At 58.7% G+C, this 20,151-nt stretch carries 22 protein-coding genes and 1 pseudogene; 13 read left to right on the top strand and 10 right to left on the bottom strand.

Annotated features, from left to right (window positions below):
* Positions 1-5: 5 nt before the first annotated feature.
* The 3 genes from ABIB57_RS25555 to ABIB57_RS25565 all read left to right on the top strand — a co-directional run bounded on the left by ABIB57_RS25555 (position 6) and on the right by ABIB57_RS25565 (position 2,152).
* The gene (locus ABIB57_RS25555) at positions 6-170 is read left to right on the top strand and encodes a hypothetical protein (RefSeq protein ID WP_354044198.1); all 165 of its coding nucleotides are present in this window, start codon (positions 6-8) and stop codon (positions 168-170) included.
* Positions 171-507: 337 nt separating this feature from the next.
* On the top strand, positions 508-861 hold the full coding sequence (locus ABIB57_RS25560; protein WP_354044200.1) for a YciI family protein: 354 nt from the start codon (positions 508-510) through the stop codon (positions 859-861).
* On the top strand, positions 836-2,152 hold the full coding sequence (locus tag ABIB57_RS25565; protein ID WP_354044201.1) for an RNA polymerase sigma factor: 1,317 nt from the start codon (positions 836-838) through the stop codon (positions 2,150-2,152). The genes ABIB57_RS25560 and ABIB57_RS25565 overlap by 26 nt, the downstream gene beginning before the upstream one ends.
* 131 nt (positions 2,153-2,283) lie before the next feature.
* Here the strand turns inward: ABIB57_RS25565 and ABIB57_RS25570 are convergent, their stop codons facing one another.
* Positions 2,284-3,342, bottom strand: a complete 1,059-nt coding sequence (locus tag ABIB57_RS25570) for an SDR family oxidoreductase (protein WP_354044202.1) — start codon at positions 3,340-3,342, stop codon at positions 2,284-2,286.
* A 97-nt stretch (positions 3,343-3,439) separates the two neighbouring features.
* On the opposite strand from ABIB57_RS25570, the gene ABIB57_RS25575 reads away from it, so the two are divergent.
* The 4 genes from ABIB57_RS25575 to ABIB57_RS25590 all read left to right on the top strand — a co-directional run bounded on the left by ABIB57_RS25575 (position 3,440) and on the right by ABIB57_RS25590 (position 5,901).
* Complete coding sequence (locus tag ABIB57_RS25575; RefSeq protein WP_354044204.1) at positions 3,440-4,342, top strand: LysR family transcriptional regulator; 903 nt, start codon at positions 3,440-3,442, stop codon at positions 4,340-4,342.
* 309 nt (positions 4,343-4,651) lie between these two features.
* On the top strand, positions 4,652-4,837 hold the full coding sequence (locus ABIB57_RS25580; RefSeq protein ID WP_354044205.1) for a DUF1203 domain-containing protein: 186 nt from the start codon (positions 4,652-4,654) through the stop codon (positions 4,835-4,837).
* 537 nt (positions 4,838-5,374) lie between these two features.
* Positions 5,375-5,656 (top strand): LbetaH domain-containing protein, encoded by a 282-nt coding sequence (locus ABIB57_RS25585; RefSeq protein WP_354044207.1) that lies wholly within the window; start codon positions 5,375-5,377, stop codon positions 5,654-5,656.
* The gene (locus tag ABIB57_RS25590; RefSeq protein WP_354044208.1) at positions 5,620-5,901 is read left to right on the top strand and encodes a DapH/DapD/GlmU-related protein; all 282 of its coding nucleotides are present in this window, start codon (positions 5,620-5,622) and stop codon (positions 5,899-5,901) included. The genes ABIB57_RS25585 and ABIB57_RS25590 overlap by 37 nt, the downstream gene beginning before the upstream one ends.
* Positions 5,902-5,927: 26 nt before the next feature.
* On the opposite strand, the gene ABIB57_RS25595 is transcribed toward ABIB57_RS25590, so the two are convergent.
* A complete protein-coding gene (locus ABIB57_RS25595; protein ID WP_502914484.1) occupies positions 5,928-6,449 on the bottom strand; it encodes a cupin domain-containing protein in 522 nt (173 codons plus the stop codon).
* Positions 6,450-6,853: 404 nt separating this feature from the next.
* Here ABIB57_RS25595 and ABIB57_RS25600 point away from each other — a divergent pair, with 404 nt between their 5' ends.
* Complete coding sequence (locus ABIB57_RS25600; protein WP_502914485.1) at positions 6,854-7,807, top strand: L,D-transpeptidase family protein; 954 nt, start codon at positions 6,854-6,856, stop codon at positions 7,805-7,807.
* 408 nt (positions 7,808-8,215) lie between these two features.
* Positions 8,216-8,599, top strand: a complete 384-nt coding sequence (locus ABIB57_RS25605; protein ID WP_354044212.1) for a hypothetical protein — start codon at positions 8,216-8,218, stop codon at positions 8,597-8,599.
* Between the two features lie 524 nt (positions 8,600-9,123).
* Here the strand turns inward: ABIB57_RS25605 and ABIB57_RS25610 are convergent.
* Positions 9,124-9,522, bottom strand: coding sequence for a c-type cytochrome (locus tag ABIB57_RS25610; protein WP_354044214.1), 399 nt, complete (start codon positions 9,520-9,522; stop codon positions 9,124-9,126).
* Positions 9,523-9,772: 250 nt separating this feature from the next.
* Between ABIB57_RS25610 and ABIB57_RS25615 the strand changes: the two are divergent.
* Positions 9,773-10,105 (top strand): annotated as a pseudogene (locus tag ABIB57_RS25615) (recombinase family protein); the annotation flags it as partial.
* Positions 10,106-10,391: 286 nt separating this feature from the next.
* Here ABIB57_RS25615 and ABIB57_RS25620 read toward each other — a convergent pair.
* The gene (locus ABIB57_RS25620) at positions 10,392-11,297 is read right to left on the bottom strand and encodes an alpha/beta fold hydrolase (protein ID WP_354044215.1); all 906 of its coding nucleotides are present in this window, start codon (positions 11,295-11,297) and stop codon (positions 10,392-10,394) included.
* A gap of 113 nt (positions 11,298-11,410) precedes the next feature.
* On the opposite strand from ABIB57_RS25620, the gene ABIB57_RS25625 reads away from it, so the two are divergent.
* On the top strand, positions 11,411-11,881 hold the full coding sequence (locus ABIB57_RS25625; RefSeq protein WP_354044217.1) for a MarR family winged helix-turn-helix transcriptional regulator: 471 nt from the start codon (positions 11,411-11,413) through the stop codon (positions 11,879-11,881).
* 358 nt (positions 11,882-12,239) lie between these two features.
* Here ABIB57_RS25625 and ABIB57_RS25630 read toward each other — a convergent pair whose 3' ends face one another.
* From ABIB57_RS25630 to ABIB57_RS25650, 4 genes are all read right to left on the bottom strand, one after another.
* Positions 12,240-12,488, bottom strand: a complete 249-nt coding sequence (locus ABIB57_RS25630) for a hypothetical protein (RefSeq protein WP_354044218.1) — start codon at positions 12,486-12,488, stop codon at positions 12,240-12,242.
* Positions 12,489-13,168: 680 nt separating this feature from the next.
* The gene (locus ABIB57_RS25640; protein WP_354044220.1) at positions 13,169-13,531 is read right to left on the bottom strand and encodes a putative quinol monooxygenase; all 363 of its coding nucleotides are present in this window, start codon (positions 13,529-13,531) and stop codon (positions 13,169-13,171) included.
* Positions 13,532-13,626: 95 nt separating this feature from the next.
* Positions 13,627-14,199 carry a dihydrofolate reductase family protein gene (locus ABIB57_RS25645; protein ID WP_354044221.1) on the bottom strand — a complete coding sequence of 191 codons (573 nt, stop codon included), beginning with the start codon at positions 14,197-14,199 and terminating at the stop codon, positions 13,627-13,629.
* 64 nt (positions 14,200-14,263) lie between these two features.
* A complete protein-coding gene (locus tag ABIB57_RS25650) occupies positions 14,264-14,476 on the bottom strand; it encodes a hypothetical protein (protein ID WP_354044222.1) in 213 nt (70 codons plus the stop codon).
* A gap of 88 nt (positions 14,477-14,564) precedes the next feature.
* Between ABIB57_RS25650 and pdxR the strand changes: the two genes are divergently transcribed.
* Positions 14,565-15,953 (top strand): MocR-like pyridoxine biosynthesis transcription factor PdxR, encoded by a 1,389-nt coding sequence (gene pdxR / locus ABIB57_RS25655; protein WP_354044224.1) that lies wholly within the window; start codon positions 14,565-14,567, stop codon positions 15,951-15,953.
* A 746-nt stretch (positions 15,954-16,699) separates the two neighbouring features.
* Here the strand turns inward: pdxR and ABIB57_RS25660 are convergent.
* Together ABIB57_RS25660 and ABIB57_RS25665 are read right to left on the bottom strand one after the other, a co-directional pair.
* The gene (locus tag ABIB57_RS25660; RefSeq protein ID WP_354044225.1) at positions 16,700-17,812 is read right to left on the bottom strand and encodes a sugar ABC transporter substrate-binding protein; all 1,113 of its coding nucleotides are present in this window, start codon (positions 17,810-17,812) and stop codon (positions 16,700-16,702) included.
* Positions 17,813-17,923: 111 nt separating this feature from the next.
* On the bottom strand, positions 17,924-19,279 hold the full coding sequence (locus ABIB57_RS25665) for a sensor histidine kinase (RefSeq protein ID WP_354044227.1): 1,356 nt from the start codon (positions 19,277-19,279) through the stop codon (positions 17,924-17,926).
* A gap of 308 nt (positions 19,280-19,587) precedes the next feature.
* On the opposite strand from ABIB57_RS25665, the gene ABIB57_RS25670 reads away from it, so the two are divergent.
* Positions 19,588-20,052 carry a hypothetical protein gene (locus ABIB57_RS25670; protein ID WP_354044228.1) on the top strand — a complete coding sequence of 155 codons (465 nt, stop codon included), beginning with the start codon at positions 19,588-19,590 and terminating at the stop codon, positions 20,050-20,052.
* The last annotated feature ends 99 nt before the right edge of the window (positions 20,053-20,151 follow it).

Consider the following 20,151-nt stretch of genomic DNA (forward strand, 5'->3'; position numbering starts at 1 on the left):
CAAAAATGAACAACCGCCCGCCGATGACGCCCGAACAAGAATGGAAATACGCCGAGACGGCTCTGCGCTGGCATGGCTGGGGTTCGCCCGTCGGCATGCGTTTGGGCCTAGTTTGCCTCGGCCTTGCCGCGGTGCTGGTCCGCCTGGCACTGTTCGGCTTTTTACGTTGAACCGTCTACTTCTCTCTTTCGAGCGAGGTTTGGGTCGGCCTAGCGGCATCCCGAATTGGAAGCGGCGGATTGCTTGAGTGTCAAGAACCCACCGTCAGACCAACTGCAACTTTTGCGCTCGAAGTTGTCCAGCTCAGTTCTAGCTGCGGATTGACCGCTCGTAGTGGGCATTGCGCTGACCGCGATAAGTGCCGAGATCGTCACAACGCTGGCAGCGCGTTGAATGGGTTAGCCAGTCGCCTTTGGGCGCCAAAATAATTCGACTTTTGGCTGTCGATTCGGTGGGATACCGTTCGACTGTCCGCCGTTAGCAAGTACCAACAACGGAGAAACGAAAATGCAGTACCTCCTGATGATTTACGCCGACGAGACCTATGGCATGATGACCCCCGAAGAGGGCCGGGCGATGGGCGATGCCTACGCCAAATTCACCCAGGAGATCGTCGCGAGCGGTCATCTCAAGGGTGGCGACCGACTGAAGCCGCCGAGTTCGGCTACCACAATCCGGCGTGGTGACGGCAAGTCCATGACGACCGATGGACCGTTCGCCGAAACGCGCGAGCAACTCACTGGTTATTACATGATCGAGGCCCGGGACCTCGACGACGCCATGGCCGTTGCCGAACGCATCCCGTTTACCGCCGGAGCGGTCGAGGTGCGGCCGATTGATAGCCTGGCGCGCCAGTACTGAGACGGTGCAGACACGCCTCGCTCGAGACGCCGTCGAGGCAGTCTATCGCGGTGAGGCGGATCGAGTGCTCGCCACTCTGATCCGCCTCCTGGGCGATTTTGAACTCGCTGAGGAAGGCCTGCAGGACGCCTTCTCGGCGGCGCTTGAGCGTTGGCCGGACGGTGGCCTGCCGGCCAATCCGCGCGCCTGGCTGGTCAATACCGGTCGATACAAGGCGATCGACCGGCTGCGCCGCAAAATCTCATTGCGCAGCAAGCTTAAGCAAGTCGGCGCTGAAGCCAACCTCGACCAGCAGCTCTGCATGCCAGTAGAGGAGGCCGCCGACGCCGCGGAAATCGAGGACGATCGGCTGCGGCTGATCTTTACCTGTTGCCACCCGGCGCTGGCCAAGGAAGCGCGGGTGGCGCTGACGCTCCGGGTGGTATGCGGCTTATCGACGCCCGCCATCGCTAAGGTATTTCTGGTAAGCGAACAGACTATGGCGCAGCGCTTGGTGCGTGCCAAGGGCAAGATCCGCGATGCCGGCATCCCCTATGTGGTGCCACCCCGGGCCATCCTGGGCGAGCGCCTCGCCGGCGTATTGGCAGTGGTCTATCTCGTTTTCACCGAGGGCTATGCGCCGAGCGCCGGCGAGGCCGCGATGCGCCCCGAACTCTGTGAAGAAGCCATCCGCCTCGGGCGGCTGCTCGACCAGTTGCTGCCCGGTGAAGCCGAGATTGAGGGACTGCTGGCCCTGATGCTGCTGCACGCGGCGCGGCTGGCCGGACGCACCGACGGCGCTGGCGACCTGTTGCTGTTCGATGAGCAGGATCGCTCCGTATGGGACCAGATGCGCATTGCTGAAGGCGCGGCCCTTGTAGAGCGAGCGCTGTCATTGCCGCGCGCGATCGGGCCCTATGCCATTCAGGCCGCGATCGCCGCGCTCCACGCTCAGGCACCGCACTATGTCGAAACCGATTGGCCTCAGATCGCGGGCCTTTATCAGGTGCTGCTGCGCATTCAACCGTCACCCGTCGTCGAACTCAACGCTGCCGCAGCATTGTCCATGGTCGATGGTCCCCACCGGGCGCTTGAGCTGGTCGATGCGCTTATTTTCCGTGGCGATCTCGGCGGCTACTACCCATTGCCCGCCGCGCGCGCCGATCTTTTAGCCAAGCTCGGACGTAACGATGAGGCCTTGGCGGCCTACCAGATCGCCATACCGCTCGTGCGAGTCGAGGCCGAGCGTCGGCTGCTGCACCGCCGGATGGCGATGCTCGAACCCCTGCCGGGTGTTCGGGAAACAGGGTAGTGTTACGGCAGGGCGTCTGCCCTGATGCTGATGATTGCTTCGCCAGCCCATTCCAATGTCTCCTGGACCCTCTGATTGGTCCCCACTATCGCGGACGGCCCGGAACGGACACCGCCTCGGCAATGGGGCCGCTACCCTATAATCTTGCGGGCGCGCAGATCATCGAATACCGCAAAGAACATTGCTGCGGTGTCGATGTGCTCATGGAAGCCCAGACGTCGGGCCTTCGACCCGTCGGCGAAGAAGTCGTAATTCCAGCTGAAGACCGCGTCGCCAAAGGGCCAGGAGGACACGTCGGCGTAGCTGACCTTCGCCAGCTCTTTGCGAGCCACCATGTCTACCCACAGCGGCCCCTTATCCGCCATGATGGTCGACAGGTTCATTGGCAGGGGCGGCGCCACATCCATTTCGAAATAGGCGGCGATTCTGGGCCACATTTCGCTCCAGCGAAACAAATCGCCATTGGTGATGTTCAACGCTTGGTTAGCACAGGCCGGCGAGGTGGCTGCCCAGACGGTGGCTCGCGCCAGCAACCCAGCGTCAGTCATCTCCAATAGGCTATCATACGCCCCCGGTTTGCCCGGAAAGCGCAGCGGCAGCCCGAGTTCCTTTGACATGCTGGCATAGATGGCAATCACCATGGCCAGGTTCATCGGATTGCCGAGCCCATAGCCAATGACGACCGAAGGGCGCAACGCGGACCAGGTCCAAGTCTGGCCCAACTGACGCCGTTCCAGAAACGCCTGCTGGTCGATGTTGAATTCGGGCGGCATATGGTTAGCGTCGCTTTCGCGGGCCGGTGTCTTGAACGGACCGAGATGGGCCCCATAAACCTTGTAGCCCTGCATCAAGCTGATGTGCTGCAGAGCGGTGGCGAGGGGCTCAATCGCGTCCACGACGTTGACGAGCATGGCGAGGTTCGGCGGCACCAGTTCTGCCCAATCGGGGCGATCCTGGTAAGCGGCGTAGAAAATATGAGTGACCTCTGACAGATCAGCGAGGGCGCGGTTCGTGGCTTCGCGATCGAGCAGATCGACAGCAACATAGCGCAGACGCTCGTTGGAGATGCCACCGCGGCGTGACAGACCGACAATGTCCCAATCTTCAAGTGTCAGCAGATGATCGATCAGATTGCCGCCAATCACGCCATTGGCGCCAACCACCAGGGCGGTCCTTCTAGGTTCGGACATGCTGTGCTCCTTGCGCCCGTGATGGGCATGAGCAGGATCATTCATTTGCTACCGGTGCGACAGGTCTCTAGATGTAGGATCAGTTATAAGGAAAACTTTGGGTGAATCGATGGATGTCTTGGCGGGCATGGGAGTATTCGTCCGCGTTGCCGAACTAGGGAGCCTGTCCGCGGCGGGCCGGGACTTGAATCTGTCCCAACCAGCCGTCAGCCAGAAAGTGACCGCTCTGGAGCAACATTTGGGCGTTCGGCTTATCAACCGGACTACCCGCCAACTGGCGCTGACGGAGGCCGGCCTGGCTTACTACGCGCGGGCTAAGCCAGTGCTCGCCGCGGTCAATGAGGCGGCCGAATTGATCGCGGGTACTGGCAGTCAGTTAACCGGGCATCTGCGAATCCAGGCGCCGACCGGCTTCGGCCAGATGTATGTGGCCGATATCGCCGTCGAGTTTCAGCAGGCGCATCCAGGGCTAACCCTAGAATTGATGCTGGATGACCGCTACGTCGACCTCACCGAACAGGCCGTAGATCTTGCCATTCGCTTCGGGAATTTGCGGTCCTCGGGTCTTGTTGCCCAGCGGCTCGGTACGCTCCAACGTATTCTGGTCGCCTCGCCGGGCTATCTTGCCCAGCATGGCACACCGGATACGCCAGAGGCGCTTTCGAACCATCGGCAGGTTCGGTTCAGTTGGGCCGCTCCGGACGATACCATGCCGCTGGTCGGTCCGAAGGGATCACTGCTGGTCCAGGTGCAGACAAGCTTCTTTGCCAACAATACATTCGTACTCACCAAGGCACTGGTGGCCGGGCTTGGATTGGGCGGTGCCCAGTTGCCCCAGATCAACGCCGAACTTGCCGCCGGCAAACTGCTGCGGATCATGCCCAACTACCATTACGCACCGCTCGACGTCCATGCCGTCTATCCGACTGCGCACTATGTCCCGGCAAAAGTCAGGGCATTCCTCAATCACCTTAGAACTGGCGTATCGAACATCATCTGACGTGCAGTTGGACCAGGCAAAATCCACTTAGAGGCGTCACTGCCCGGCGTGCAACCTGCGTTCGCCGTTCGAACCGGCGGCGCGGCAGTCGGTTCGTGCCCTGGGCGATCAATGTCAAATTCGGGTCGCTCCTGTTCCAAGAATGTAGTTTCGTGACGGAAACATGGGGACGATCATGACACTGCGCTTTTCGGGAATGCCAAGCGAACTTGCTGCTGGCTATCGTGCCGGCGCGCTGCGGACGCCAATGGGCAATTGCCCGAGCGCCACATTTCAGACGGTGGTATCCCATGCAGACATTGCCTGGGCATGGTTGCCGAGGGCGAGACCTGTTTGTTGCTAGCCTATAGACCATTTTCTGTGCCGCAGCCGTTTGCCGAAGTTGGCCCGGTATTTCTGCATGCCCAAGTATGTCCGGCTTACAACAACGATGTGCGGCCTCCGCGAGAGATACACGGCGATGGGCGGCATTCTTCGTGGTTACGACGCGCATGATCGCATCGTCTATGGGAGCGGGATTGTTGTGCGCCTACACATGAAATTGAAACGCGAGCGAAAGCTATATTAGCGCGTGACGCACGTAGACTATGTACATATGCGTTCGTCCACGAACAACTGTTTCACTCTTCGGATTGTGAAAGTTGAAGTACTTTGGACGCGTCTCACTGCTGCACTTTAATAGTAGTTAGCCGGTGCACGATCGAAGAGCGCCGGATCCCTTCTCCGCCCCTCTTTATCTAGAAATAAGCGGACTGCCAGATCTGCCTTACCTTTAAAGCGCGCTTGGCACCGGCCTGCCTACCGGCGGCGGCAGGATCATGCTCTGAGATACCCATTATAATTCTTCCCTTTGGCCGAAGCGGCCTTGAGAGAACCGATTGTAGCAATGTCACCGGGGCAGCACCCGACCTCAACTTGCTCAAAAGCTGCCGACAGTCGGCGCGTAACCCGCGATTGTGGAACGCCAACTTATCAGTCGCCTCAGGTGGTTCACAGCGGCATGCTGGCTGCCGACTTGAATAGGATGCCGCAATGAATGATCCTGCCCGCTCTACCGAAGGCCGCGCTCGCTTTGAAAACGTCCAGCGTGCCGTTCGCCTTTCGGCAAGGTTGAGTGATATTGGACTTGACGACCTTGATGGCCTCCTTGCTGGTTTTTCTGAGCTGATCGGCAAACCAGTTGGCGAACGGTTTTTGGTCATCCCGCCCTTCTCCACCGACTGCGGGCTCAACATTTCGGTAGGTGCAACGTATTCATCAACCAAGGGTGTCATTTCATGGATATGGGTGGCATCACCATTGGGAATGACGTGATGGTTGGACCCAAGGTCAACCTCATCTCAGCAGGACATCCAGTATCGCCAACTGAGCGCCAGAACATAGTCACGAATCCCATCACCATCGGAAACAACGTCTGGATCGGTGCAGCGGCGACCATTCTTGCGGGCGTCACCATCGGCGACAACGCCGTCATCGCGGCGGGGGCCGTCGTTAGTCGCAACGTCCCCGCCAACACAATGTCAGCGGGCGTTTCGGCCCGAGTCATAAAGCACATCTGAAACGACGACTTATCTTGGTGAATAAATCAAGATTTATGCGCCACTCGGCTCCCTGCTCGAGCCTTTCCGTCATGCTTTCCCATTTTGCGAACAGGGGCGGAAGTCCACGCTTTGCCATGTGTGGCAAATTCAGCCATGCGTTCAGGATTTAGCGGATAGCTGATCTTGTTCTGCGCCTTAGCGGCCTCGCCAATGATGAGTAAGTGCACATCTTCGTTGCTGTTGTTCAGAAAAGTATGCGCAATGCCGGTGCCGTGCGGAAAAGCTACCGCGTCACCCTCAAATAATTCGTAGAGATCGCCATCTACCCAAACATCAGGCGTGCCCTTTAAGACCAGAACGAACTCATCTTCATCACTCTCTGCATGTGGGAATGATGACCTGCAACCGGGTGGCGCAATTTCGTAATGGATGCCTATGCGGGTCAAGCCGAGTTCGCGACCGAGAGGGAAACCAAGCCCTTTAAGGTCATCAAATCCGCCGCTATCAAGCGGTCGCAATCGCTCTGAAATATTGGCGATAAAGTCGGGTCGTTCACGCGTAGACATAATTGGCTCGTCAATTGTCGATGCTCGGGCGATGATGAACAGCTTAATGCTGAAAGCAAGCAGCGCATATCTCAAAACTTATGCACTGCGTTGCAGTCGTGCAATCTCAGCTGTTTGGACGGCGCATAATCAGGTGCAATTGCAAAAAACCAAGATCGTGCAGGTCAACGTCCTGGAGTGACAAATCTAATGGCCGTTCACGACGGCGCGACGCGGCGCAGATTTAGAACATCCTTAGCTATGTTGGGCACTTATGGATTTGAGTGGCTCGTCCTGCAGGTGGGATTTGGCCGACCAGCTCCGTTCTCGAGTACAACATGCCTTCACTGACCACGCGTGCTGCGCAAGCTGCCTTTGTCGCATTCCTCTCGATCTTCGCAGTTAGTGAAGCGCTGGCGCAGTCAATGCCAATATCAGCAGCAGCCATCAACACTGCCAGCGTAACGGATTACATCGTCGCTGCTGCGCTCGCCCCTGCTGTGGTGCAGGTGGCGTCGACCGAAGCTCTGCAGCGTGAGCGCGTTTCCGCCGATCCAGCTCTTGCGCGCTTGCAGATACTGCTGGACCGAGCCGGAGCCTCCCCCGGCGTTATCGACGGCTTTGATGGCGATAACCTCCACAAGGCGGTACTTGCGTATCAGATGATGAACAGCTTGCCTGCAGACGGAAACCTGACCCTCGCGCTCGCAGCCCGGCTGGATGCGCCGGGCGATGCGATTGGTGTCTACACCATCACTGCCGAAGACGCGGCAGTGGTCGGCGGCCCTATCCCGACCGACTATGCGGAAAAAGCTGCAATGGACTACCTCGGCTACGAGAGCGTGGCAGAGTTATTGGCCGAGCGTTTTCACATGGATATCGGCCTGCTCGCAGCTCTTAACCCGTCTTCTGCGTTTGAGGTTGGAGAGATCGTCAACGTCGCAATGACAGGCACCAGCCGCCAAGGTGTCGTGACTTGGATCGAAGCCGACAAAACCCTTCGGCAGGTACGGGTCTACGGAGTTAATGGCGTTTTGCTGGCCGCATACCCCGCCACCATTGGCAGCGAAGACAATCCTTCACCCACGGGCACCTACGCCGTTGAGCGTGCCACTAAATTGCCGGGATACACCTACAACCCTAAGATCAACTTCCAGCAGGGAGAAAACGCCGACGTGCTCGCGATCCCACCCGGCCCCAATGGCCCTGTAGGATCGATGTGGATAGCTCTATCCAAGCCGTCCTTCGGCATCCATGGCACCCCCGAGCCCTCGATGATCGATAAAACCGGATCACACGGCTGTATCCGTTTGACGAATTGGGACGCAGAGGAACTTGCGGCGATGGTTACCCCCGGTGTGACCGTGGATTTCCTGTAGCAGTCTTACTATTCGCGACACGGCCAAGAGGCCCTTATTTTCTGGTTCAACTCAGCAACAGCATCTTCCGCATCGCTACGCGCATCTCTGTCAACGTTCCTATTTGGCCCCAAGAGCCTTCCGTGCAGCGGCTGTGGCACGTTGGACGATTGCGATCCGGCGCTCGTGTTCATCAACAGACCACATAGGATCAACCTTTTCTTCTCTCGATGCCTGTGCGGAAAGACCTGCCATCATACTGATCCTCCTTTCGGGAACACTGTCTCCGACATGTTTAGCCAAGGTTAGGCGCACGATCACGAATTTTGGTCTACATTGGCCGCGCGACTATAACAGCGTCTCCAGCGCGCATATTCCGATAGCGGATCGTCGTGTTGCATCATGCCCAGCCCCCTATGTGGCAATCTCATGATTACTCTGACGCCGAAACACGGGCTGCACATTTTTTGGTACGTGAAAAAAATTGATGCAACTTTGAACAAAGTTGAAGGCTTTACATGCATTGGAGTGGCAATGATGGCTGTTTACGAGCGCTTGCATCCGGGTTCTCGCATCCCGAGGGATGTTGTCGTGGTCACTGTCCGCCAGTCGCTTGGAAGAACCGTTGCTGACGTAGCGGCGGTGGACCAGATTGCCGACTTTCCAACTTCAGTTCCAAGGGCCCTTGAGCTGGCATCACACTGGTGCACGGAATTCGGTCTCTCTCGCATACAGGTCATTCTTGAGGATGAGCATTTATGGAGTTCCGATTGGGGTGCCCTAAGTGACGCTTCCAAGCCAGGAATCCCGTAGTTCAAATACAGTCGAAACTCGGTGCGCCCGGCGTGGCTAGCGACTTGAGCATCTCGGTGCTATTGCGCTGGCTTTCAGGTTGCCAAACATTCGGTGCCGTATATCCACAGTCGCATAATAGGTTCAGTCGAACACAGATTGAGCTGGAATTGCCGCCTTTGGTGGGACTGGTAGCACCCGTGGTTGCTTCTGACCGACAACCCGAGTGACAAAGACATTCACCTGCATTCTCTTACTCAAAGCCGGGACGGTCATCAGGGCAATTGGGGACCGGGTAAACGTTGCTTCCGCTATACTTGCATGCGAGAGCAGCCTACCTGTTTAGCAATCTCTGTGGATCCGACGCCCAAGCCGTGCAGAAGTCGAACTTTTTCGCGGTCCACCTTTCGCTGCTCCCTTTGTAGACGCCTTGCGCCTTGGCTTGCTGAATGGCTAGACAACGTCGCGCCCCGAATAATGGTCAAATCCGAGCTACCTATTCTCGGCTTGCGAACGGATGGCCCGGACCGAGCAATCGGAATTACTTACGGCTCCAGTGACTTGAGATATGCCACTATCGCTGCCGCCTGATCGGGGTCGAACTCGAACTGCGGCATTTCATCATGGGCAGTGACGATGCCTTCGACCAACGCCTCGCTGAGATTCTCAACGTCGTAGCGCAGGTGCAGATCGCGAAAACGGGGCGCTGTTGGGAACGGGCTGTCACCCGTAATCTCGGTCGCATGGCAGTCAGTGCAGTACATGGTGACCAAAGCATGCCCCGCTTCGACCGAGTCAGTATCTTGGGCCGTGGCAAACCCGCCCGTGGCAACGGGAGCTGCCAAGGCCGCCGCAATCAGTACGGCGCGTCTTGCGTGCTTCATGCTGCCAGAAACGTAGCTTTGACATTCACCATAGAACGCGACTTTGCTCATGATGCGCATGGAGGAACCTTCGTTGAATTAGCCCATTCTACACCCGCCGTGATAATCCGGTTTGATGCAGATCAATCAGCGCGGGCCTTTGGGAGCCTTCTCGAGGTTTTTCTACGCGATGGGAGTAACTTCGCGGTCGCCATCGCGCCGCTCTTGAGGGTGTCGTTGTTGTACGAGCCCGTGGCATCATTCGTGGCGCGGCCATTCCGGTTGACATCGACTATTTAGCCCATGCGAGCCTTAGGCTTTAGACCATGAGGTGACACATGGCCCGTACGCCCGCGTTAGCAGCATTGACCAGGATCTCGATCTACAAGTTGTCAAGCTCAAAGCCGAGGGCCGCGAGATCGTTCGTTCTGAGAAGGTGTCAGGCGGCAGCGGGGAGGGGCGCGTCGAGCTGGAAACCATGACTCAATTTTTGGGACCGGGCGACGAACTCATGGTTGCCCGCCTGGATCGGCTGGTTCGGGATACGCGCGACGTGCTCAATTTGATCCATGAATGCGAGCAGCGACAAGCCTTCGTCACGGTGCTCGACCCGCACGTTTCGACGAGGGGCGAAATGGGGCATGTCGTCCTCACCGTCCGTGGCGCAACAGTCGGCGAGACAGGGTCGGAAAACCAGGGCGATCCACTTTGCCTTGAGCACGCTGTGGGTGATATGGATCCGGTCCGCGAACTCCCATAGGGGCCCGCACCCTTTGGTGCTGCATCAGAGGTCGGACAGATGGCAGCATCCGACTATGGGCTTACCTTCAAAATACTGCTTGCGTCTTACGGGGCGTCCACAGATGGAAAGGCTAGTCCGGTTTCGGAATTCTTCGGGCCTAAGCGGTCCTCAGCCTCCCGCTTAGGCGTTTTTGAGGTAGCCGGATGCATCACCGGCCGTCACCGCACTGCAGGATTTCACCGATCTCAGTCTTGTCGACCTTGTTAATGAACTCCAGCATTGCTGACGCAAGGGCACTCGGCGCCTCCATGGCGACGTAGTGACCTGTGTCTGCAATTGTCTGCGTATTCAATTCGCCCGACGATGCGGCTGCAAAAGACTCAGCAGTGAAGTTCGAAGGGTTCCGGTCAATGGCCAGGGCGGGCATCATCAGCGGCTGCGCGGCAACAAGTTTTGTATACGCCTCGGCCTCATACAAATTGCTGCTGTAGATCGCCTGCGCGCCGTTCCAGCCACCCGCGCGGTCATAGCCGCGGATAAATTCGGTGATATCATCGGCGCCGATCGCCGTTGAGGTAGTCATGGGTGGAGTGAAGATGAATTCGCTCAGCAGTTCGGTCTCGCGCCCCTTGAAGAAGCGCTCGGCTGCACCCGGCTTTGCCAATGTACCAAAATACCAGGCGATCATCGGATTGGTCAGTATTTCCAGACCGAAGCCCGGCAAGCCAGTTTCTACGGCGATGAAGCTTAGCAAATCCTGCGGATGAGTCGCGGCGAGCCGGTATGCCAACGGGCCAGAGAAGTCCTGAGCTGCGAGATGCACCGGACCAAGACCGACATGGCCGACCAGTGCATGCAGATCTTCGGCCATGGTGGCACTGGTGTTACCGACTTGCGCTACATCTGAAGCGCCGAACCCGCGAAGATCGACGGCAAAGACGCGATGGAACTTTGCCAGAACCGGGATGACCTTGTGAAAGGCCCACCAGGTTTCCGGCCAACCATGCACCAGCAAGATCGGCGAGCCCGCACTGCCTGCAGAGACATAGTGAAGGTTGGTCCCGTTGAGCGCCACGCGATGATGCGTCACTCCGGAGATAGTAGCGTGTGTCATATCAATACTCTAGACAACCGAATTGTCTTTTAAAGATAGACCACCAGGTTGTCTATGTCAACGACATAGACATACTGGTTGTCCTTTTGCAGGAGATGCGGTAGCGAGATGCTATGGATAGAAAAGGCGCTGATCTCGCATTGCTTCTTCTTGGCGGCTTCCGGCAACTGGCCGGTGCGGCGGGCGATGAGCTGTTACGGCGTGGCTATCCGGAGCTCCGCCCCAGTCAAGAGTTTGCCATGCGAGCAATTGCGGGCGGGGCAAACAATGCGTCCGAATTGGGTCGCCGATTATCGATGTCTAAACAGGCAGCGGCCAAGGTCATTGGCCTTTTGGAGGAGCGGGGCTATGTGGCGCGCATGAGCGATGCGGCGGACTATCGGCGAAAACTGCTGATAGTCACGCCAATAGGGCAAGAAGCGATGCGGGAGGGCGAGGCAATCTTCGATGAGTTGCGCGCTGCCTGGGCTAAAAAAATCGGCGAACCAGCCTTGAGACGCATCGAGCGGGACCTCGCAGTGCTTGTTGGGGAGGCCGCGATCGATGACGATGCACTGACTTTGACAGGATTGGAGCAAGATTAGCCACTAGAATGGCTTTTCGGGAAATAGAGATCCGAGCGCAGATGTATTGAGTGGGTCATGACCGGCTGAGCACTCACGCTCTCCATAGCGACCATTCAGGTCGATTTCTCGATTACCAAAAGCAGGCACCCCTGTGTACCGACGACCAGTCGCTTATTGCCAACTCTGGACCATGCCTTCCAGCATCAAATGGTGCCTGACTTTTTGTCGGTGCGGTGACAAACACGACCTGCTGCGCTATGTGGCGACGGTAAGCTCGGCGTTCTTAAAGCCATGTCATCCCTCCGAAGCGGTGACCAAGACACGTCATTGAGCCACGCCATGACGACGCCGCGCCTCCTCGTTAATACGCGCCGACTCACCGCGCCGTAGCCTCTGCGGTATCCTGGGGACGTGTGTTGAACGCGATCGCCGCCTTCGGGGCGCCCTGGTGAATAGGGTTGACCACCTTCTCGAAGAACTCCAGGCCTTTGGGCGGGATGCGCAGGCCGCCACCGATCACGACGCAATCATAGGCCACCTTCGCCAGTTGTGCGGCCAATGCGGCGATGCCAGTGTCGTCGGGAGCGATCATGCACAGGTCGCCGTCCCAACGGCGCTCGGTCATTGTCGTCTTGGCGATGTTGATGCCCGCTTGGATCTTTTCAGCGTCGAACCCCGGTGGCAGGGAGGGGATCGGAAAAGTCGACGGTCTCGGCCTTTTGCCCTACAAACAATACGCGTGTCATGATCAAGCTCCTTTGAATGAATTTGGGGCCGGGGTCGTTGAGGCGCTGGCGCAGAAACTCGCCGATGGCGTTCACCGACTGCTCGGCCGCGCGAAACCGTCCGAGGGAGGACTGGAACACACCCGAAACGGTGATTGCGGCCCCGACCGTCCGCTATTGGCAGTTGAACTGAGCGAACCGATTCTTCCTCCGTTACGCGCGGACGCGCCACCTGCCAGGGCGCTATGCCGACGCGAACCGACGACCCTACGCGCAAGCAGAAGCAGAAGCAGATCTACGGCTCAGCGAAATGGCCATCGAACTGTTGCCGCTCATGGCCCACCTTGGCGCCTGGGGCAGCAAATGGCTGCCGGTCAGCGCCATCCTGCTCGAGCAGGGCGGGCGTGCAATGTGGGAGCAGTTCATGTCCGAGTTGCGCGCCGAACACCTAGGCGCCCCCCTGCTGGTCGTGCAGACGCACGGTTCGCGCTCAGTTGCAGGCCGGCTACCAGAATGTCATGGCCAGGAACACTTCGTTCACCTGAGGGCCGGCCGCGGGGGCTCTAGGAAACCGAAATGCTCATTTCGCAGCAGGCTCGTAATCCTGAAAAACCATCCACGGCGTGAAAAGCTTCGGTCCGCCTCCCCCAAGCTGCATCTTTTCGCTCGGCTTGCCCAGCACCTCGCCGGTCACCTCCGCCGTCGCCATCAGCGGCTCCATAAGCTGGCCGATATGGGCAAAATGCTCCATCGCCGCATCGATGTCGCGATAGCGCTCGTAGACGATCGCCTCGGTCTCATCTTGGTTGAAGAAAATCTCGTACTGCAGCGTGCCGGTATCCTGCGTCCTCACGATCTCCATCGCCTGCTCGCAGAGCCGCTTATATTCCTCCAGCTTGCCAGGCTTAATTCGGGCTCGGGCAATGCCCTTGATTTCATCCATGAGTATTGTCCTTTGAAAGGTTTGTGATGGGCCAACTTTGAAAATCGATCCAGCCGGTTGCGGCTGGACGTGTGAATGACTTGCGCAGGCGGTTGTTAAGAGGTGTGCAGGACGTCGTATCGCAGCAGCAGGACGCCGTTGTCGAAAGACCTCCCCTCGATGAGTCGAAGGGCCTGTTGCTCGGTAAACAGGCGCGTCCCGCTCCCTCGCGACGTCGGGCAGATTCGCATCTGAACCTCATCGACGACACCGGCCCTGAACATGGCCCTCATGAGCGTGAGACTGCCCCACAGCATGATGTCTTTCCCGTCCTGCCGCCGCAGTTCCTGCACGGTCTTGACGGGGTCGGACGTCACGGTCGCCGGCGAGAAGTCGCCCCAAGGAGCCTGTCTCAGCGTGGTCGAAGCAACAAACTTGGTGAGACTGTTTAACGTCTGCCCATACTCGCCCTGATCTTTTGCGTACGGCCAGTAGTCCTTGGACATATCGTAAGTGTTGGCCCCGATGATCATCGTATCCACGGTTCGGATAAAATCCATCACGCTAGTCTTGATGCCCAGATCGGTCGTCTGTTCATACGGCTGCGCCGACACAAAGCTTAGACCGCCATCATCCTCGGCTACAATATTGTCCACCGTGGCCCATTGTTGGACAATGAGTTTTCGCATAGCGGAAATCCTTCTTTATCAATATCGATTGCGCGGTTTTCGGCCGCAAAAGTGGTAAAGCGTCTCAGTGGTGCCGACGTTGCAGTGCCTGGACCAGTTCCTCCCGGTCAAAACCCAGATCGCGCAGGCGATGCTCGGGGGCGAAAAGGAGGCTCTGCAGCGTCGCCTTCCTTTTGTTCTCGGCGCGCACCTCAGCGATCCATCTGACAATGGCGCGGAATATTCCCGCGGGTGGAGAGTGGACGATGGTATCGACAGCGACATCAATGAAGACCATTTTGTATCTCGCGTGGTTCGTCTAGCGAATACGCAAGAACATATGACAGACTGGGCAGACATTTAATGACCAGTTGGGACGCAAACACTTGTCCAGTCGCAGCTTCGAACTCCTGATGAGCGTGGACCGGAACGGTCACGAATCCTTGCACGCACAGGTCGAACGGCAAATGCGTGATGCCATCCGGGGAGGCACACTGCGGCCGGGAAGCGAGGTGCCTTCGACACGCGACCTCGCCCGCCGTCTCGGCATCTCGCGGCCCTTGGTCATGGAGGCCTATGCCCAGCTCGCCGCCGAGGGCTATCTCGCACTGCGACAGGGAGCAGCGGCACGGGTGGCCGATACGGCGCCCTTGCAGCAAGTCCGGGACTTGCCGCCCGAGAGCTTCTCTACCGAAATCTTCCGCTATGACTTCCGGCCCGGCATCCCGGACCTGTCGACCTTTCCTTCCGCGCGTTGGCTGAAAGCGGTAGAGGCTGCGCTCAAGGCAATGACGCCGAACGACTTCGGTTACAGGCAACGCTTCGGCGTCTGGCCATTGCGCCAGGCCTTGGCGGAATATCTCGGGCGTGTGCGCGGCGTCAGCGCCGACCCGCGCCAGATCCTGATCACCAGTGGCTTCGAACAGGCTCGGACTTTGCTGGCAAGGGCATTGTCCCGCCGTGGCGTGACTCAGCTCGCGGTCGAAGAGCCGGGCTACGCCGACCGTGACGTCTGGATCGCCGCAGGCTTCACGTTGATCCCCGTTGCAGTAGATAAAGCCGGCATCGACGTTGCCGCGCTCGCTAGGAGTAAGGCGCAGGCGGTACTGCTGTCGCCGGCTCATCAATATCCTACGGGCGTGGTGATGAGTGGCCCGCGTCGGCTAGCACTGGCGAGTTGGTTGCAGGAGAGGAACGCCGTTGCCGTGGAGGACGACTACGATGCCGAGTTCCGCTATGATCGGGCTCCGGTCGGCGCGTTGCAGGGTCTTGCTCCAGAGCACGTCATTTACGCAGGCACCTCGAGCAAAACGCTGGCCCCGGCGCTGCGTCTGGGCTGGATGGTGGTGCCGCCCGAACTTCTGCTATTGCTCGAAGACGAACTGCGGCAGATCGACTATGGCCGCAGCCGCATCGACCAATTCGCTATGGCCCATTTCATCACCACCGGCGACTTCGACCGCCATCTACACAAGATGCGCGCCCTCTACCGGGATCGCCGCGAGGCGCTCCTCGTAGCCCTCCGGGCAGAGCTGCCCGAGGTTGAGGTCAGCGGCATTTCGGCGGGCCTTCACGCGGCCGTCCGTTTTCCTCGGCGCCTCAATGAAGAGGCCATCATCGAGAGAGCCAAGAAGCGCGACATGGGCCTGGGCTTTCTGCGCCGACACTATCTAGGCGGTGCGCCCGAAGAGAGCACCCTTCTGCTCAGCTATGCCAACATGCCCGAGTCCGCCCTTCGCTCAGGCGTGCGTACCCTGGCCACAATTCTTGACTGATAGCACGAGACAAAGGGGCTTTGGCGTGCACAAAAACCATCGTGGCGGTCTACCGGCATGTCCCGTGATGGGGTGAAGCTCAGTGGGACCAATGGCCGATATGGGCGCAGAGCAGCAATCCGCCACTCGCCGACGGCAGCTATCGGGGTACCGAATTTCGGGAGCGAATGGCAGATATGGTCGAGTAAGGACCGACCGGTTTCAGCCGGCAGCCGAAGGCCGACGCCTGAAGCTCTGTTGCATCGGGGCTCGAAGAATACGATGTCTTCTCGCTACGATCCAGAAGAGCAGACCTGTTTGAGCTCGCCCGCTTCCTCCCTTTAATCGGCCCTGGGATGCCAGCGCCATTCCTCGGCCTTCCGCGGCCAGGAGAGGTTCGTAGGTTGCGTTCATTGCCTTGCTCATGAGCACTCCTGGGGACACCAAGGCCGTGACCGCAGCATCGCCTCGGTTGATCCAGGTGCCAAGGTGAGGCCAATCGGTGGCCCGCACGGTTGAGGTCGAAACCTCAGTCTCGGAATCCAGTATCGTCAAGGCAGCGGCGGGATTTAAGCAGTTGCCGCGGCTTACCCTCCGGCGGCGGAAGAGGCTGCCGATCGCTCTCGGGAGGGGAGGGGCCTCGCCCATATTCAATCTAGGGTTCGAATGACCAAGCGATTTCAAGTTGTGGACTGTCGAACCGAACTCAACGCGTTCGCCGAGGTCGGGTTGATGGCAGACGCTCCGGAACACGCTGCACGGGCCGTTCAATTTTTCAGTTCGGATGACCAGGGAAAGTTGACGTACCGGTCGCGCGTATCAAAGCAGATGTTTCCATACATCTTGAGATAGGAATCGCGCCTGACGGGATCGGCAAAAGCGGCAGCTGGATCGGCCAGGTCAACTTGATATTGCGCGATATTGTCGGCCGTCAACGCGACGGGAAGGATGTCCATAGCCTGCGGCACGCTTTTGCCGTCTAGCCAGTCCGCAGCAAATTGCCCCATCGCGTAGCCAAACACCGGCGAAGATAGGGCGATGCTGGCCTTGTATGGACTGTCACCCTTGATGATTTCGGCCACCCCTGCGGCCTCACCGTCGATGCCGCCCAAAAACTGGTCTGGACGATCCTTTCCGGCCGCGCGCAGAGCATCAAGCGCACCGAGCACCACGGCATCGCCCCCCAGAACCACGTCGATATTTGGATTGGCCAGAAGGATAGTATTCATCGTCGCGAAGCCGCCCTCTTTGCTCACGGGATTTGGCGCTATATCGGCAACGATGGTAACGCCCGGCAGGGCGTTGAAGCCGTCCCGCATCGCCTCGAACCGCGGCGTCAGATATTCCATGCTGTCCTGCGTTAGCAGAACCACATTGGCTTTGCCGCCGAGGTGCGCATTGATGTGGGCGATAGCGGCGTCGGTGAGAGCTTTGCCGGTCGCATATTGCGGTGCATTGAGCAGCAAGGTCGCCGGAGGCGGAACCACCGTGCCGACAAAAATGCCCGCCCAAATGGCCTGCTGCAGGCTTTTGCTGATCGCAGCAGGATCCGAGGATGTGGCGACCAGGCCGCCGACCTTCGCCTCGCGAAACGTCGCTATCTGCTGCAGTGCCTTAGCGATGTCATCGTCGGTGACGCTGTGACGATACTCAAGACCACGATTCTTGGCTGCCATCTCCAGCCCGTAGCCAATGCCTTGCAAGAAATCACGCTGGTTTTCCTGCACATATGCCAGCACCCGCGAAACGCCCTTCGGCGGGGTGCACATTGGTGCAGAAGGATTGAAGGCCGGAAACACCGTGCGCTGCGTGATGCCAGGCGGCCCTTCTTGAGCGGTTGCGGCATTGACGCCGATCATCGTGGCGAGCACAAGCGCCATGGGCACGGCGAGGCGCCGCCGAACGCTTCGATACAATGACATTCGTCCCTCGCCGCTGCGCCGATGGCGCGTTTCTTCTGGCGGACCTTTTCACATATCCGGCGTGCCGGTCTACTCTAAGGCAGCGGACGAAGGCGATTTCGGAGTGAAACTCAAATGAGCGGCCGTGCCGGGCTGGCGGCCGCGGTATTCGATAGTTGCCGATAGGCTCATGCACATCGCTTTGACGATGCGGGTGCCGACGCCAGTCCCCTTGGCTGGTGCGCCCTCGGCGCGGCCAACACCGTCGTCTTCGACCGTCAGCTCGATCCGTTCGCCGCCTTTGCCGAGGCGAACGCGAACCTCGCCGACCCCGTCGGGATAGGCATACTTAAACGCGTTGGTCACCAGTTCGGTGATGATCACACCTAGGCTGATGCTCGCGTCGGTATCCAGGTGGATCGGCTCGATGGCAAACGACAAGGACACGCCATGTCCTTGGCCACGCAGCGAGGTGCTCAGATGTTCCAGCAACCCCGTCAGATATTCATCGAGCTGCACGGACCGCACATCGGCAGAACCATAAAGCCGCTTATGAACAAGCGAGATGGCGAAGATGCGCTCCTGCGTTTCGGCCAGTGCGTCCTTGGCCAACTGGTCCGCGACCGCCCGCGACTGCAGCGTTATCAGGGACGACACCAGCGACAGGCTGTTGGCCACACGGTGGTTGACCTCGGCCAGCAGGACTCCGGCCCGGTCTCGCTCGATCGCAAGGTCGGCCGTTCTTTTCGAGACACGCTGCTCAAGCTCGTTGTTGAGTGCAGTGACTTCGTTGCCGGTCTCGCGCAGCTCTCGCGTATATCGCGTAATACCATAGGCCGCCCCGCCGACCACTGCCACGATGACCAGCGCGCCGATCCCCGAGACAAGCCGAAGCCATGCTGCATTGGCGCTCTGCTCGGCAACGCCGGCCGTCAGGCGGCTGTCGGCCATCCCGATTATGCCGGCGAAAAAGACGTTGGCTTCGTCGGTCAGCGCCTTGCCGCTGTTCGTTCGGATGATGGCAATGACGTCGTAGTCCCGCCCATCCCGCTTGAGGGCAATAGTGCGATCAAATTCATCGTATTTTGTAGCGAGGATTTCCGACAGGCGGCTGAGTGTCGCGCCCGCATTGGGATAGGCTAGCAACAGCGATTGCAGAGCCAGCAGATATCGCTGTTCCTGCGCCTTGGCCGATTGATATGGCGCAAGGTAGATTTCATTGCCGGTAATGATGAAGCCGCGCTGGCTGGATTCCGCCGTCTGCATCGCATTGCGCAGTTCCACGGCAGCAACGCGCGTATCGCGGGCGCCCATGGCGTCAGCAAAATAGGCCTGCGCCCGTTCCCCCAGCCAGAAGTTCGTGCCGACGATCGCCATGAGGGCCACGAACCCGACAAGCAGGAACACGGATGTCGAGCGGATAAGCTGTCGGGTGGACGCGGGCATCAGGGCTTTACTGCCCTATTTCACTCATTCGCGCCATAGCTCAGTCTTCCACCCCATCTCGGTCATGCCTCACAGCCGCTAGAGGATGGCAGTTCTCTGGAAGGAGAACCGCAACCCACCGACGACAATTGGCATAAGGTGAGGGTGGAATGGCAGTTCCCGACCCCATTTCAGCCGTTCAATAACAGCTCGCACTGCCGAGCAGATCAGCCTCCAAGCTGCCACCGAGGCAGATCTAGCTCATATCTAAAGTGATTGATTGGCTACCCTGGGAGACGTTCCTCCTCGAACGGACTGGTAGAAGCAGCATGAACGCAGCTTGGCTTTTGGGAATAATTCTTACCACCACGTATGGCGCAACGGCTCTGGCTCAGGCTGCTCAGAGTGTAGATCTGCAATTCCAAAACGCTTTGACCGCGTGCAGTAGGGCATTTGAAGATCTTCTAGCGAGCGATGAGATTTGGGTGTCGGCAGATTTCTGCGAGCTTACGGTGCCCGATCTGGGCACGATCGAATTTGGTGTCACCAAAGGCGGCTCAAGCTTGTTCATGCAATCTGATCTTTTATCCTACTCTGCGCTCTACGCGCCGAGTGGCTTTTTTCTTCAGCCAACCAGAGACCCGGAAACCTATAGGCTTGGAGCCCGGACAGAGGGGCAGCCAGGCTTCGTGTACTTGCATAAGGAGTTCGGTGGCGTGTTCTCCTACGCCCATTTTGTCCAGGACCGCGCAACGTGGATCAGACGTAACCAGACACTTGCAGTTTGCGTCTAACCGATGACCTCCTTGAGGCGACCCCTGTTACGGATCGCTGGGGCAGGGAAATCAGCTGCAACCTGCGGTGGATCGTTTCCTTCCCCGTGCCCAGCGCTG

It is taken from the genome of Devosia sp. UYZn731, from assembly GCF_040546795.1.
In the GTDB taxonomy this organism is placed as follows: Bacteria; Pseudomonadota; Alphaproteobacteria; order Rhizobiales; family Devosiaceae; genus Devosia.